The organism is Gordonia sp. NPDC003425 (genome assembly GCF_053588635.1).
The window spans coordinates 25,960-39,068 of the sequence record NZ_JBSFQI010000014.1 but is presented as its reverse complement, the minus strand read 5'-3'; the positions used below and the strand labels follow the sequence as shown (position 1 = coordinate 39,068).

12 protein-coding genes are annotated in these 13,109 nt (G+C 67.3%); 8 read left to right on the top strand and 4 right to left on the bottom strand.

What is annotated here, in order from left to right; all coding sequences use genetic code 11:
- The first annotated feature begins 224 nt into the window (after positions 1 to 224).
- Together ACWDTD_RS15880 and ACWDTD_RS15875 are read left to right on the top strand one after the other, a co-directional pair.
- Positions 225 to 956, top strand: coding sequence for an HAD family hydrolase (locus tag ACWDTD_RS15880; protein WP_449748086.1), 732 nt, complete (start codon positions 225 to 227; stop codon positions 954 to 956).
- Between the two features lie 2 nt (positions 957 to 958).
- Positions 959 to 3,298, top strand: a complete 2,340-nt coding sequence (locus tag ACWDTD_RS15875) for a glycoside hydrolase family 65 protein (RefSeq protein ID WP_449748151.1) — start codon at positions 959 to 961, stop codon at positions 3,296 to 3,298.
- An 8-nt stretch (positions 3,299 to 3,306) separates the two neighbouring features.
- Here ACWDTD_RS15875 and ACWDTD_RS15870 read toward each other — a convergent pair whose 3' ends face one another.
- Together ACWDTD_RS15870 and ACWDTD_RS15865 are read right to left on the bottom strand one after the other, a co-directional pair.
- A complete protein-coding gene (locus ACWDTD_RS15870) occupies positions 3,307 to 4,158 on the bottom strand; it encodes a universal stress protein (RefSeq protein ID WP_449748085.1) in 852 nt (283 codons plus the stop codon).
- Between the two features lie 88 nt (positions 4,159 to 4,246).
- Positions 4,247 to 5,257, bottom strand: a complete 1,011-nt coding sequence (locus tag ACWDTD_RS15865) for a linear amide C-N hydrolase (protein WP_449748084.1) — start codon at positions 5,255 to 5,257, stop codon at positions 4,247 to 4,249.
- A 147-nt stretch (positions 5,258 to 5,404) separates the two neighbouring features.
- Between ACWDTD_RS15865 and ACWDTD_RS15860 the strand changes: the two genes are divergently transcribed.
- The 5 genes from ACWDTD_RS15860 to ACWDTD_RS15840 all read left to right on the top strand — a co-directional run bounded on the left by ACWDTD_RS15860 (position 5,405) and on the right by ACWDTD_RS15840 (position 10,304).
- Positions 5,405 to 6,289, top strand: a complete 885-nt coding sequence (locus tag ACWDTD_RS15860; RefSeq protein ID WP_449748083.1) for a DNA-3-methyladenine glycosylase family protein — start codon at positions 5,405 to 5,407, stop codon at positions 6,287 to 6,289.
- Between the two features lie 292 nt (positions 6,290 to 6,581).
- Positions 6,582 to 7,592: an ABC transporter substrate-binding protein gene (locus tag ACWDTD_RS15855; protein ID WP_449748082.1), complete on the top strand. Its 1,011-nt coding sequence runs from the start codon at positions 6,582 to 6,584 to the stop codon at positions 7,590 to 7,592.
- On the top strand, positions 7,589 to 8,431 hold the full coding sequence (locus ACWDTD_RS15850; RefSeq protein ID WP_449748081.1) for an ABC transporter permease: 843 nt from the start codon (positions 7,589 to 7,591) through the stop codon (positions 8,429 to 8,431). Before ACWDTD_RS15855 ends, ACWDTD_RS15850 begins: the two co-directional genes overlap by 4 nt.
- Complete coding sequence (locus ACWDTD_RS15845) at positions 8,428 to 9,210, top strand: ABC transporter ATP-binding protein (protein WP_449748080.1); 783 nt, start codon at positions 8,428 to 8,430, stop codon at positions 9,208 to 9,210. The genes ACWDTD_RS15850 and ACWDTD_RS15845 overlap by 4 nt, the downstream gene beginning before the upstream one ends.
- Entirely contained in the window at positions 9,207 to 10,304 is a 1,098-nt protein-coding gene (locus ACWDTD_RS15840) for an LLM class flavin-dependent oxidoreductase (protein ID WP_449748079.1), read from the top strand. The genes ACWDTD_RS15845 and ACWDTD_RS15840 overlap by 4 nt, the downstream gene beginning before the upstream one ends.
- Before the next feature lie 25 nt (positions 10,305 to 10,329).
- On the opposite strand, the gene ACWDTD_RS15835 is transcribed toward ACWDTD_RS15840, so the two are convergent.
- Positions 10,330 to 11,022 carry a DUF2848 domain-containing protein gene (locus ACWDTD_RS15835; RefSeq protein WP_449748078.1) on the bottom strand — a complete coding sequence of 231 codons (693 nt, stop codon included), beginning with the start codon at positions 11,020 to 11,022 and terminating at the stop codon, positions 10,330 to 10,332.
- Between the two features lie 126 nt (positions 11,023 to 11,148).
- Here ACWDTD_RS15835 and ACWDTD_RS15830 point away from each other — a divergent pair, with 126 nt between their 5' ends.
- Positions 11,149 to 12,483: an MFS transporter gene (locus ACWDTD_RS15830; protein ID WP_449748077.1), complete on the top strand. Its 1,335-nt coding sequence runs from the start codon at positions 11,149 to 11,151 to the stop codon at positions 12,481 to 12,483.
- On the opposite strand, the gene ACWDTD_RS15825 is transcribed toward ACWDTD_RS15830, so the two are convergent.
- Entirely contained in the window at positions 12,455 to 13,096 is a 642-nt protein-coding gene (locus tag ACWDTD_RS15825; protein WP_449748076.1) for a GntR family transcriptional regulator, read from the bottom strand. The genes ACWDTD_RS15830 and ACWDTD_RS15825 overlap by 29 nt on opposite strands.
- Positions 13,097 to 13,109 lie beyond the last annotated feature (13 nt).

The following is a 13,109-nucleotide window of genomic DNA, read 5'->3' as shown; positions in this document are numbered from 1 at the left end:
AACCATGCACTCGCGTCGAGTGGCGGTCCCCCTTTCCGATGTCACCCGAAGAACCGGTGACCATTGATAGTGTGATGTCTGTGCCGGGCCTCGGCGGGCCGCGAATGATCAAGGCGCCCTTGGGTTGACACCGAGCGAAGGGGAAAACCCGAGGTGAATAACCCGTGAACCATCGGGTTGTGCCGGCTCCGGCGCCCGGTGGACCGATCCGGAAGGACACCGCTGTGACGCCCATCAATCCCGAGACTGGACTGCCCGAGAACATTTCGGTGGCCCTGTTCGACCTCGACGGCGTGCTCACCGCCACCGCGGCCGTCCATTTCACCGCGTGGACGCGCGCATTCAACCACTACCTCGAGTCGCTGCCCGACCAGGGTGACACCACCCGACCGTTCACCAAGGACGACTACATCACCTACGTCGACGGCAGGCCGCGCGCCGATGGTGTGCGCACCTTCCTCGAGTCGCGGGGGCTGCCGGCCGACGACGCCCTGGTGGAACGGATCGGAACGTCGAAGAACGACGAGTTCCTCGCCGCCGTCGGGCGCGGTGAGGCCAAGGCCTACCCCGGATCGGTGCGCTACCTCGACGCGATGGAGAAGCACGGCGTGCACATCGCGGTGGTGACCTCGTCGAAGAACGGGGCACAGGTGCTCGACGCGGCCGATCTCTCCCACTACGTGGAACACCGGATCGACGGCAACGACATCGTCGCGCGCGGCCTGTCGGGCAAACCCGCACCCGACTCCTACCTCGCGGGCGCCGAGGTGATGGGAGTGGCACCCGAGAACGCGGCCGTGTTCGAGGACGCGATCTCCGGACTGCAGGCCGGTCGCGCCGGGCATTTCGGTTACGTGATCGGCGTCAATCGTGAAGGGCCCGGCCACGTCGACGCCATGCGTGACGCCGGTGCCGACATCGTGGTCGACGATCTGTCCGAACTGTTGGGAGAGTGACGATGCAGGGTTTCGAGGTCGATCCGTGGGAGCTGCGCTGGCACGGCGTCGAAGGTGACGGGCTGCCGTGCAACGAGACCCTGTTCGCGCTGTCGAACGGGTACCTCGGACTTCGCGCCAATCTGGAAGAGGGCGAACCGATCGGTGAGCCCGGAACCTACCTCAACGGTGTCTACGAACTGCGCGAGCTCCCGCACGCGGAGGTGGCGTTCGGTTACCCGGAGTCGAGCCAGACGATCATCAACGTCACCGACGGAAAGATCATCCGGCTGCTCGTCGGGGATGAACAGTTCGACATGCGCTACGGCAAGACCATCGAGCACTCCCGGGTGCTCGACATGCGGGCAGGGCTCTTGAAGCGCACCACGGTGTGGGAGTCGCCCACCGGCCGGCGGGTGACGATCCGGTCGGAACGGTTGGTGTCGTTCACCAACCGGTCGATCGCCGCGATCCGCTACGAAGTGCAGTCCGACGACGCCGAGGACCTCCGCATCGTGCTGCAGTCGGATCTGCTCGCCAACCAGCCCATCGCGAGCAGACACAAGGAGGACCCCCGCCTGGCCGCCATCCCGGAATCGGCGCTGGTCAACGATTTCGCCGTCGCCGACGGCAACAGGGCACTGCTGGTGCACCACACCCGCAAATCCGGCCGGTACGTGGCGGCCGGCATGGACCACCTCGTGGAACTCCCCGACGGGGCCACGCGCACCATCACCTCCGACGACGACCTCGCCCGCCTGACCATCGCGGCCCCGCTGGCCCAGGGCGAAACCATCGTGCTGACCAAGTTCATCGGCTACGGCTGGTCCTCGCAGCGCTCGGTGCCCGCGCTGCGCGCCCAGGTCGACGCGGCGCTGGCGATGGCGATGACCGTCGGCTGGGATCGCCTCGTCGCCGAACAACGCGAGTATCTCGACCAGTACTGGTACGACGTCGACATCGAGATCGACGGGGATCCCGAACTGCAACAGGCCATCCGGTTCGCGCTGTTCCACGTGCTGCAGGCGGGCGCGCGGTGTGAGGGCCGGTCGATCGGCGCCAAGGCACTCACCGGATCCGGGTACGACGGCCACACCTTTTGGGACACAGAGACATTCGTGCTCCCGATGTTGACCTACACCCGCGCCCACGAGGCACGGGAGGTGCTGCGGTGGCGGCACAGCACCCTGGACAAGGCCAAGGACCGTGCCATCGAACTGGGGCAGCGCGGCGCGATGTTCCCCTGGCGCACCGTCAACGGCGACGAGTGCTCCGGGTACTGGCCTGCAGGTACCGCCGCGGTACATCTCACCGGTGACATCGCGATGGCCGTTGCGAAATATGTGTACGCCACCGGCGACGTCGAGTTCGAGAAGGACTACGGCCTCGAACTACTCGTGGAGTGCGCGCGACTCTGGTTGTCCCTCGGGCACTTCGGCGGCGACGGGCGATTCCGCATCGACGGGATCACCGGCCCCGACGAGTACACCGCAGTGGTCAACAACAACGCGTTCACCAACCTCGCCGCCAAGCAGAACCTGCTCGAGGCCGCCGCGGCATGTAAGCGTCACCCCGACCTCGCCCGCGGTCTCGGCGTGAAACCCGAGGAGATCGCGGCGTGGGAGAACCGCGCCGACCGGATGACGCTCGACTACAACGACACTCTCGGGGTACACGAACAATCCGAGAACTTCACCGCGCTCGGCGAATGGGATTTCGAGGCCTCACGGGGCCGCTACCCGTTGCTGCTGAACTACCCGTACTTCGAGCTCTACCGCAAGCAGGTGGTCAAGCAGGCCGACCTCGTGCTGGCCCTCTATCTGTTCGGCGACGCGTTCACACTGGAGGAGAAGCAGCGCAACTTCGACTACTACGAGCAGATCACCTGCCGTGACTCGTCATTGTCGGGGTGGTCACAGGGCGTCGTCGCCGCCGAGGTGGGCTACGTCGACCTCGCGTTCGACTACATCGTGGAGACGTCGTTCATGGATCTGCGCGACCTGCACGGAAACACCTCTGCCGGAATGCATCTCGCTGCCATGGCCGGAACCTGGCTGGGCATCGTCGCCGGACTCGGCGGAATGCGGGATTTCGGTGGACACATCACGTTCGCACCACGGCTGCCGACACAACTGAGCGCGATGACCTTCCGCATGGTGGTGTGCGGAAGCAAGATCGTGGTGGCCGTCGACGGCAACACCGTGACCTACACGTTGACCGGGGGCGATCCGATCGAACTGAGCCACCACGGCGAAGCGTTCACCCTCACCACGGCCGAACCGGTCAGCATGCCGATCCCCGAATTGGTCTACCGCGAACCGCCCGAACCCCCGGTGGGTTGCGAACGCTACCGACGGGGGTAACCCGGGGGTCAGTGCACGACAGTCAGCGGGCAGTGCGCCTCGTTGAGCACCCTGCGGGTCGTCGAACCCAGCAGCAGACCGCCGAAGCCGCCGCGACCGCGATGGCCGAGCACCATCAGATCGGCGGTGTCGGACGCCTTGACGAGCGCATCGACCGGCGAGCCGTCGATGACGTGTGACTGCACAGGCAGGTCGGGAAGACGTGTACGCACCTTGCCCACCGCGTCGGCCAACGTGTTCTCGATCTGCTCGGCAACTCCCGCGAAGGCCGCGCCGGCCTCCACGAAGCCCGAGGAATCCCAGGCCGCGATCACGTCGAGTCGGGCACCGCGTGCGACGGCTTCATCGGCGGCCCATTCCAGCGCGACCAGCGAGTCCTGGGACCCGTCCACACCCACCGCCACCACGTCCGACGTGGGGCGACCGGGCGCTGCCTCGCGCACCACGGTGACCGGACACTTGGAGTGGGCGACGAGTGCGGTGGGCACCGAGCCGAGTATCGTCCCCGCCCGTCCGGTGCCGGAGGCACCGACCACCAGCATCGAGGCATGCTTCGACCTCGTGAGCAGTGCACCTCGCGGCGAATCACCGATGATGTGGGTCCGTACCGGAGGAGACGGATCGAATGTCGCGGCCACCGTCTGCGCCTCGTCGAGGACCTCGCGCCCGTGGATCCGCATGCCGTCGAAATAGGCGTCCGGAATGGCGTAGGTGACCAGCGGCGGAGACACCGCGTCGATCGCGTAGACGATGTCGAGGCCGGTGTGGTGGATCGTCGCGGTGTGCGTGGCCCAGCGCACCGCGGCCAGTGACGTCGAGGATCCGTCGACGCCGACGGTGATGAATTCTGCGTACCTCATACCTCCAGTCTGCGCCCGCAGACCGGAGGCGTAACGGGACTTTCGGCCCACGTCAAGGAGTTTCTCGATGTGTTAGCCGCCGCAGCGATCAGCCGTCGAGCTGTGACAGCAGCTTGAACGACAGGAACGTCATCGGACCGACGTCCTTGAAGTCCTTGGCCACGTTGCCCGCGATGCCGCCCTCGAGAGCCAGTTCGCCACAGATGTCGAGCTTGAGTTGCGGTGTGCCCTCACTGAAGTCGAGGTCGGCGAAGTCGACCCACACGATGTTGGGGCGAATCGTCGACTGGTATACGTAGCGCTTGCGGGTCAGATCGAGCACCACCTGCCAGATGGTTTCGGACTCGTCGGGACTGTCCGGGTTGTCCCCGACGCGGAACGGTTGGGCGGCATTTCGGATCACGCTGAACATGCTGGCGCTCGCCTGGAGCTGACTGGTGGGTTTCGGCAGTCGTGACCCGTAGTAGGCGGCGCGTGCGAACCGGTGTTCGGCGAGGGTGTCGCCGGGCAGCGGCTGATCACCGCCGAGACCCTCCCACCGCTTGAGCAGTTCGATCTGCTGATCGTAGGAGGGGGAGTTCGTCATCACGTGGTACTTCCTGCTGTGATAGACGTGCACCTTCCCATCCAGGTATTCGATGATCGCCGAGTCGCCGGTGGCATCGTCGAGGGCGAGATGAATGGTCGGCGGCTGACCGCCGGTGGGGTCGGGCATCTGGATCACCTGAACATCTGTCTCGTTGATCCAGGCGACGCACTCGTCGACGGTGGCGAAGTTGTCGAGGAAGTATTGCAGCCACATGGCCTGGCTCAGCGCCGGACGTGACGGGTCGTACTCGGCGTAGGTGGATTCGGCGAGCCACAGCACATGTCCGGCGAGTCCGACCTCGTTCATGCCGTCGACCGAGATGATGTCGAAGGCGGCCGCGATGACGCTGCCGTACTTCGACGTCCACGTGAGCGCTCCCTCGATGCCGTCATCGCGGCTGATCCCACGGGGGAACGCCCACAGATTGGTGGCCAGATCCCTACGGAAGTCCATATTCCGTCCGACGATGACCGATCCGTCGGCATCGGGCCACATGACGCGTGTACACATGTCGTCCTCCTCGGACACTCTGTTGATGAGTATGACAGTGCCCCAGACGGATACGCGGATGGTGCCGATGCCGAAGTTGGTCGCAAATCCACGCTCACTTGGCACGCTTTGAAGCCGGTTGAGCCGCGCGCACTAGAATTGTCGGCGATGAGTGTGGCCGAATCCTCCCGGACGTGGACACCGCCCGAGCGAGTGGACCTGCGGGCCACGCTCGGTGTGCACCGACGGGGCAGCGGCGATCCCGCGTTTCGGTACGCCGCCGACGGATCGGTGTGGCGTGCGGTGCACACCCCCGACGGCCCGGGCACCCTCGCCATCCGGATGCGCGACGGGTCGGTGCGGGCGCGGGCCTGGGGTCCGGGTGCCGACTGGCTGCTCCATCACGTGCCCGACATGCTCGGCGTCAACGACGACCCCCGCGCCCTCACGGTCCGTGACGATGCCGTCGCGCGACTGGTGGCACTGTCGGCCGGTCTGCGGATCGGTAGCACCGGTCGTGTGTGGGAGGCCCTCGCGCCGGCCATCCTCGAGCAGAAGGTGGTGGGTACCGAGGCGTGGCGTGCGTGGCGGCACATCCTGCGCGTCTTCGGCGAACCCGCACCCGGTCCGGTGCCGGCCGACATGCGGGTGCCCCCGCCGCAGCGGGTGTGGGCGCAGATTCCGTCGTGGGAGTGGCATCGCAGTGGCGCCGAGCCGGTGCGCGCCCGGACGATCCGGGGCGCCACCACACTCGACGTCGAGCGTCACGTCGACCGACTCGACGTGTTGCGCGGCGTCGGGGCGTGGACCGTCGCCGAAACACGGACGCGGGCCGTCGGCGACGCCGATGCGGTGCCGGTGGGCGACTATCACATCCCGGCGCTGGTGGGTCACACCCTGATCGGTCGTGCCGTCGACGACGACGGCATGCTGGAGCTACTCGAACCCTATGCGGGACAACGCTATCGGATCATCCGCATGGCCGAACTGCACGGCACCTGGGCGCCGCGGCGGGGGCATCGCATGTCGGTGCGGGACTATCGCGCGATCTGATCCGCCTCCCGCGGGTCTTCTCCGTTCGCGCGGGCCGTCGACCACCCGCGCGAACCGATACGACCCGCGCGAACCCGACACGACGCGGGCGAACCACCGCACCCGTCTGCGCACCCGCGATGAGGAAGCCACTTAACGTCGCGGCGATCCCAAGTGCCGTGCAGCCCGCTGACCTGCGCACTCTCACCCGAGAGTGAGCGCGTGTCGGCGGTGGCGGCTGGAATCGGGCATCGGCTGCGGCCCACAATTCTCTCCGGAGCCCGAGGACGTATCGGGACGTCGAAGGGAGAGCGTGTTGTTCGCGAAGCGTTTCAGTGCCGTCGCGGCAGGTGTGGCCGCCGTTTTGGCAGTCTCGTTGAGTGCCTGCTCGTCGGACGAATCAAGCTCGGGCGCAAGCTCATCCGGAAACGACAGGATCACCCTGACCGTCGGCGACCAGGTGAAGCAGACCGAGTCGCTGCTGGAGGCCTCCGGTGAGCTCAAGGATCTCCCGTACGACATCACGTGGGCGTCGTTCGAATCGGGGCCGCCGCTGCTGGAGGCCGCGTCCGCCGGCAAGGTCGACATCGGCGGCACCGGTGACGTGCCGCCCGTCTTCGCCCAGGCGAGCGGCGCGAAGCTGAAGATCGTTGCCGTGCAGGCGCGTTCGAAGCCCGGCGACTTCCTGCTCGTGCCTCCGGGATCGTCGGTGCGCTCGATCGCCGACCTCAAGGGCAAGAAGGTGGCCTTCACCAAGGGGTCGAGTTCCAACGGACTGGTGCTCGCACTTCTCGATCAGGCCGGTCTCAAACCCGCCGACATCGAGCAGACGTTCCTCACGCCCACCGAAGGGCTGTCGGCGTTCACCAACGGTCAGGTGGATGCCTGGGCGGTGTGGAACCCGTTCGCGCAGGTGGCCATCTCCCAGCACGGTGCCACGGTGGTGTCCGACGGTGCGGGCCTGGTGACCCAGCAGGCCTACTACCTGGCGTCGGATGCGTCCATCGCCGATCAGCCGAAGCGCAAGGCCATCAACGACCTCGTCGCCCGGCTCTCCCGCGCCAACCAGTGGGCGGTGACCCACGAGAACGAGTGGATTCCGACCTACAGCAAGCTGACCAAGCTTCCCGAACCGATCGCCCGCGCCACCTTCGCGACGTCGTCGGGCGGGATCGTGCCGATCGGACCCGAGCAGATCGCCAAGCAGCAGCGGCTCATCAACCTGTTCGCCGACGCGAAGGTGATCCCCACCCATCCCACGGCCGCCGACTACTTCGACGAACAATTCAACGGCGCACTCGCCGGGACGGGGGCGACGGGATGACCGACCTTCTGATCGCGGGTGCACCGCGGACACGCGCCACGGCCACCGCATCGGTGCCCGTCAGGGCACCCCGCACACGCACGCGAGTACCACTGACGCCACTGCTGCGCCTGATCTCGCCGATAGCCCTGCTGGTGGCATGGCAGGTGCTCTCGGACCGGGGAGTGATCCCCGAGAGCAAGCTCTCCCCACCCACCCAGGTGTGGGCCGCCGCGAAAGAACTGTGGGCCGACGGAGAACTGCAGGATGCTCTCGCGGTATCCCTGCAGCGCGTCGGAATCGGTCTGGCGCTGGGTGTTTCGGTGGCCGTGGTGCTCGGCCTGCTGGTCGGATTCTTCCGCGTCGCCGACCTGGCCATCGACCCGCCTCTGCAGATGCTGCGCACCATCCCATTCCTCGGTCTCATCCCGCTGTTCGTCGTGTGGTTCGGCATCGGCGAGGAACCCAAGGTGTACATGGTGGCCCTCGGCGTGCTGTTCCCGCTCTACCTGAACCTGGTCTCGGGTATCGGGGGCGTCGACCCCAAGCTCATCGAGGCGGGACGATCGGTGGGGCTCGGCCGGTTGGGACTGGCGCGTGCGGTGATCCTGCCCGGGGCGATGCCCAGCGCGCTGACCGGATTCCGGCTCTCGCTCGGCGTCGCCTGGCTGTCGCTGATCGTCGCCGAACAGATCAACGCCGACGCCGGCTTGGGCTATCTCGTGATGAACGCACGCACCTACCTGCGCAACGACATCATCGTTCTCGGACTGGTGATCTACGCGTTCCTTGGGCTGCTCAGCGACTCGATCGTGCGGGCACTCGAAGCGTGGCTGCTGCGTTGGCGGGTGGCCCGGTGACCGCCCCCGATACCGATGTGGCCGACACCGATGTGGCCCACACGGACGTGGTGGTCCGCGCCGAGCAGATCACGCGATCCTTCGGCGACGTCGAGATCCTGCACGGCATCGACCTCACGTTGCGCCGCGGGGAGATCGTCGCCCTGGTGGGCCGGTCCGGCTCGGGCAAGTCGACGCTACTGCGGATCGTCGCAGGGCTCGACGCCGACCACGGTGGGCGGTTGGAAGTCGACGGGTCACGTGCGGTGGCCTTCCAGGAACCGCGGCTGCTGCCGTGGCGATCCGTGCGAAAGAACTTGTCGCTCAACCTCTCCGGCGACAATCCCGCACAGCGGGCGGTCGAGGCACTCGGCGAGGTGGGGCTCTCGCATCGCGTGGACGCGTGGCCGTTGACCTTGTCGGGCGGCGAAGCGCAGCGGGCATCGCTGGCGCGTGCACTCGTGCGGCAGCCCGAACTGCTGCTGCTCGACGAGCCGTTCGGCGCACTCGACGCGCTCACCCGGATCGAGGCACACACCCTGCTGGTCCGGCTCTGGCAGCGTCACGGATTCGCCGTGCTGCTGGTGACCCACGACGTGGAGGAGGCCGTGCTCCTCGCCGACCGCGTGCTCGTCCTCTCCGACGGCGAGATCGCCCACAGCGTCGCCGTCGACGTCGAGCGGCCGCGCCACCGCGACGACCTGCGCCTGGTGGAGCTGCGCGAACGCGTCCTGGCGCACCTCGGCGTGGGGACGGGCGCCCCCATCGACGTCGACGTTGCCGAGGAGTACGCCCGATGACCACCCACTTCCACTGGTTTCTGCCCACCTCCGGCGACGGCCGCGAGGTGATCGGTGCGCTGCAGTCCTCGGGTGTGCTGGGTACCGCGTCGGCGCACCGCGCCCCCGACCTCGACTATCTGACCTTGGTCGCCAAGACCGCCGAACACCTGGGCTTCGAGTCGGTGCTCACCCCGACCGGCACGTGGTGCCACGACGCGTGGGTGACCACCGCCGCGCTCATCCGGGAGACCAGCCGGCTGAAGTTTCTCGTCGCCTTTCGGCCCGGACTGATCACCCCGACGCTCGCCGCGCAGCAGGCCGCGACCTTCGCCGACCTGTCCGGCGGCCGCCTGGCATTGAACATCGTGACCGGCGGCGACCGCGAAGAGCAGGAGCGCTACGGCGACCGGCTCACCAAGGAGCAGCGCTACGCGCGCACCGGCGAGTTCCTGCAGATCGTGCGCGGCGCATGGTCGGGGACGCCGTACGACTTCGCCGGCGAGTACCTCGACGTCACCGGCGCCACCGTGGGACGACCGCCGCGCCCGGCGCCGCCGGTGTTCTTCGGCGGCGCGAGCGAGGCGGCGCGCGAGGTGGCCGCCGCCCACGTCGACACCTACCTCACCTGGACCGAGCCGCCGGACAAGGTGGGCGCACTGATCGACGATGTGCGCGCCCGTGCCGCCCGGTACGGCCGCGAACTGTCCTTCGGTATCCGCGCCCACGTGATCACCCGCGACACCCGAGAGGAGGCGTGGGCCGAGGCGCGCAAGCTGGTGAGCAGGATGGACCCGGCGCTGATCACCTTGGCGCGAGAACGGTTGCAGCAGAGCGAATCCGAGGGACAGCGCCGTCAACTCGCGCTCAACGCCGACCTGGCGAATCTCGAGGTGTATCCCGGGCTGTGGGCGGGCTATGGCCTGGTGCGGCCCGGTGCGGGCACCGCCCTGGTCGGCAGCCACGCCGAGGTGGCCGACCTGATCGGGCAGTACCAAGCCCTGGGTGTCGACCATTTCGTCTTGTCGGGGCAGCCGCACATCGAGGAGGCCTACTGGTTCGCCGAGGGCGTGGCCCCGCTGGTGCGTGCCGCCTCCGCCGCCGCGGCGAACTGACGGCGGTTGTGGCTCCGCTCGTGCCTCAGCCGATGGGTTCGGGCATTCGCACTGTGCGATAACCGCATTCGATGCTCTGGCCGGTGGTGTGGTCGGTCAGCGCGACCCGCCAGGCGTCGGCGAACTGATCCACTCCGTCGAGCATGGAGATGGTGCCGGAGATCAGGATCGTGCCGCGGTGGAGCAGGTCCCGCTGCGCGAGGACGTCGAGCCAATAGTCGGGGGAGAGCAGGTCGGCCAGCGAACCGGTCTGGATGAGGGTGTCGGCCGGGCCGTCGCCGTGGCCCACCCAGGCCGACAGGGTGATGTCGTCGACGTGGTCGGCGATGTCGGCCAGACGCCACGCGCCGGTGCCCAGAATGTCGGGTGAGGCGTTCTTGCTCCACGCCACGCTGTGCACCTCGAGGTCGCGATCGGTGTGATCGCAGGCCACGGTGAGCAGCACGTCGTCGCGCGAGTCGCCGAGCACGATCAGCGCCCACTCCGCCTCCCCGGAGGTGTGGCCGTGCTGCACCCGCACCTCACCGGTCTGCTGGGCGAGGTAGGGCGCGATGGGGTAGAGCGCAGGCGTGACCGTCGGAGCGGGCACTCCGAGCCGCGCCAACTCTTCGATATGGGCGGCGACCTCGTCCTGGTCACGACCCGCGTATCCGGCATTGAGCAGCACCGTGGGCTCGACCGAGACGGTGGAGTCGTCGGGGAGGGTGAACGTGAGCATGGGTCGGACCCCTTCGTTACTTTCGTGTTTCGATGCGCTCCAGGTATTGCGCATACGTCTTGTATACAGCAAGTATGGAGACTGAACAACGGAGCGAACCGTCCCGAACGAAAGTGGGAATGACCCATGACTGAGCCCTCAGTCGACAAGAAATCACTGGTCAAAGCCTTTGCGGCGAGTCTGACCGGAACCGCGCTGGAGTGGTATGACTTTGCGGTCTACTCCGCGGCCGCGGCGCTGGTTTTCCCGGCAGTCTTCTTTCCCGACAGCGATCCGCTGACCGGGACGCTGTTGGCCTTCTCGACCTACGCCGTCGGCTACGTGGCCCGCCCGATCGGCGGATTCGTCTTCGGACGTCTCGGCGACGTCATCGGCCGCAAACGACTGCTGGTGATGACGTTGATCCTCATCGGCGTGACCACCTTCGCCATCGGCCTCATCCCGAGCTACGACGCGATCGGGGTCACCGCCCCCATCGTGCTGGTGATCATGCGTTTCGCGCAGGGCGTCGCCGTCGGTGGCGAGTGGGGTGGCGCGGTGCTGCTGTCGAGTGAGTACGGCCCACCCGAGCGACGGGGATTCTGGTCGTCGGCGGCCCAGATCGGACCGCCCGCGGGCAACCTGCTGGCCAATGGCGCGTTGGCGCTGCTCACCGTCACGCTGAGCGAGAGCGCGTTCGAATCGTGGGGATGGCGCATCGCCTTCCTGCTGTCGGCGGTGCTGGTGGCGTTCGGACTCTGGATCCGGTTGCGTCTGGAGGACACGCCGGTGTTCCAGGCTTTGCAGGAAAGCGAGGACCGCGCGGAGGCGCCGGTCAGTGAGGTCTTCCGTACCCAGGGCACCTCGTTGCTCTCGGCAATCCTCTCGCGTATCGCCCCCGACGTCATCTACGCACTGTTCACCGTCTTCGCCATCACCTACGGCGTCAACAAACTCGGCTTCAATCGCAGCGAGGTACTCATCGCGATCCTGGTGGGATCGGCGTTCCAGCTGTTTCTCATTCCGTTCGCCGGAGCGGTCTCCGACCGGGTGAACCGCAGGCTGGTCTACGCGACCGCCGCGGTCGGCGGGGTGATCTGGAGCGTGCTGTTCTTCCTCATCATCGGCGGAGAATCGTTGCCGCTGTTGATCGTCGGCGTCACCATCGGGCTGGCCTTCCACTCCTTCATGTACGGACCGCAGGCGGCGTTCGTCACCGAACAGTTCCCCGTGCGGCTGCGCTCGACGGGCAGCTCACTGGCCTACACCATCGCCGGGGTGTTCGGCGGGGCGCTGGCGCCACTGGTGTTCACCTTCCTGCTCGACAAGACCGACAGCTGGGTGCCGGTCGCCGGTTACGTGGGCTTTGTCGGCGTGCTCACCCTGATCGGGCTGGCCCTCGGCTCCGACCCGGACGCGGCCGAATCCGAGGAACACGCACTGCGGATGGGCTTCAGCCCAGCAGCAGAGCCTGCAGCGTGATCTGTAAGTGGTCGTCGATCGCCTTGTGGGTCAACGCATCATCACCGAGTTCGAGTGCCTCCACGATCGCCTCGTGCTCGCGGCACACCGCCTGCTGGCGGTCGTGCGTGGTGGACAGGGCGGTCAGGCCCGCCCGCAACTGCCGGGTGCGCAGACCGGCATACGTCGTGGACAACAGTTCGCTGCCCGCGGCGTCGATCAGCAACTGGTGGAACCGGCCGTCGATGTCGATGAATTCCTTTGCCGCACCTGGGGTTTCGATGTCGGCCAAGGCGTGCTGTTGCGCCAGCGCCGCGCGCATCGCGGCCACCGGGGCGGTGCCGGTGCGGATCACGGCGGACGCCGCGTGGCGTTCCAGGACGCCACGCAGGTCCATCAGCTCCCGCAGTTGTCTGCCCGACATGGCGGGCACGTGCGCGCCCCGCTTCGGTACCAGTTCGACGAGTCCCTCGGCCTGCAGCATGAGCAGGGCCTCGCGGACCGGGGTGCGCGAGACGCCGATCCGGGTGGCGAGTTCCTGCTCGTTGAGAAAGGCGCCGGCCGCGGTGGGCGAGGTCAGTACGACGTCGCGGACGTACTCGTAGGCCTTGTCGCGGCCCGACACACTCTGCATACGTTATGTATAC

Excerpts from the sequence above, each read along its gene's own strand:
- ACWDTD_RS15870 (WP_449748085.1), bottom strand. The coding sequence starts at position 4,158 with ATGAGGTACGCAGAATTCATCACCGTCGGCGTCGACGGATCCTCGACG.
- ACWDTD_RS15825 (WP_449748076.1), bottom strand. The coding sequence starts at position 13,096 with ATGCAGAGTGTGTCGGGCCGCGACAAGGCCTACGAGTACGTCCGCGAC.
- ACWDTD_RS15840 (WP_449748079.1), top strand. The coding sequence starts at position 9,207 with ATGACCACCCACTTCCACTGGTTTCTGCCCACCTCCGGCGACGGCCGC.
- ACWDTD_RS15835 (WP_449748078.1), bottom strand. The coding sequence starts at position 11,022 with ATGCTCACGTTCACCCTCCCCGACGACTCCACCGTCTCGGTCGAGCCC.
- ACWDTD_RS15850 (WP_449748081.1), top strand. The coding sequence starts at position 7,589 with ATGACCGACCTTCTGATCGCGGGTGCACCGCGGACACGCGCCACGGCC.
- ACWDTD_RS15860 (WP_449748083.1), top strand. The coding sequence starts at position 5,405 with ATGAGTGTGGCCGAATCCTCCCGGACGTGGACACCGCCCGAGCGAGTG.
- ACWDTD_RS15865 (WP_449748084.1), bottom strand. The coding sequence starts at position 5,257 with ATGTGTACACGCGTCATGTGGCCCGATGCCGACGGATCGGTCATCGTC.
- ACWDTD_RS15830 (WP_449748077.1), top strand. The coding sequence starts at position 11,149 with ATGACTGAGCCCTCAGTCGACAAGAAATCACTGGTCAAAGCCTTTGCG.
- ACWDTD_RS15875 (WP_449748151.1), top strand. The coding sequence starts at position 959 with ATGCAGGGTTTCGAGGTCGATCCGTGGGAGCTGCGCTGGCACGGCGTC.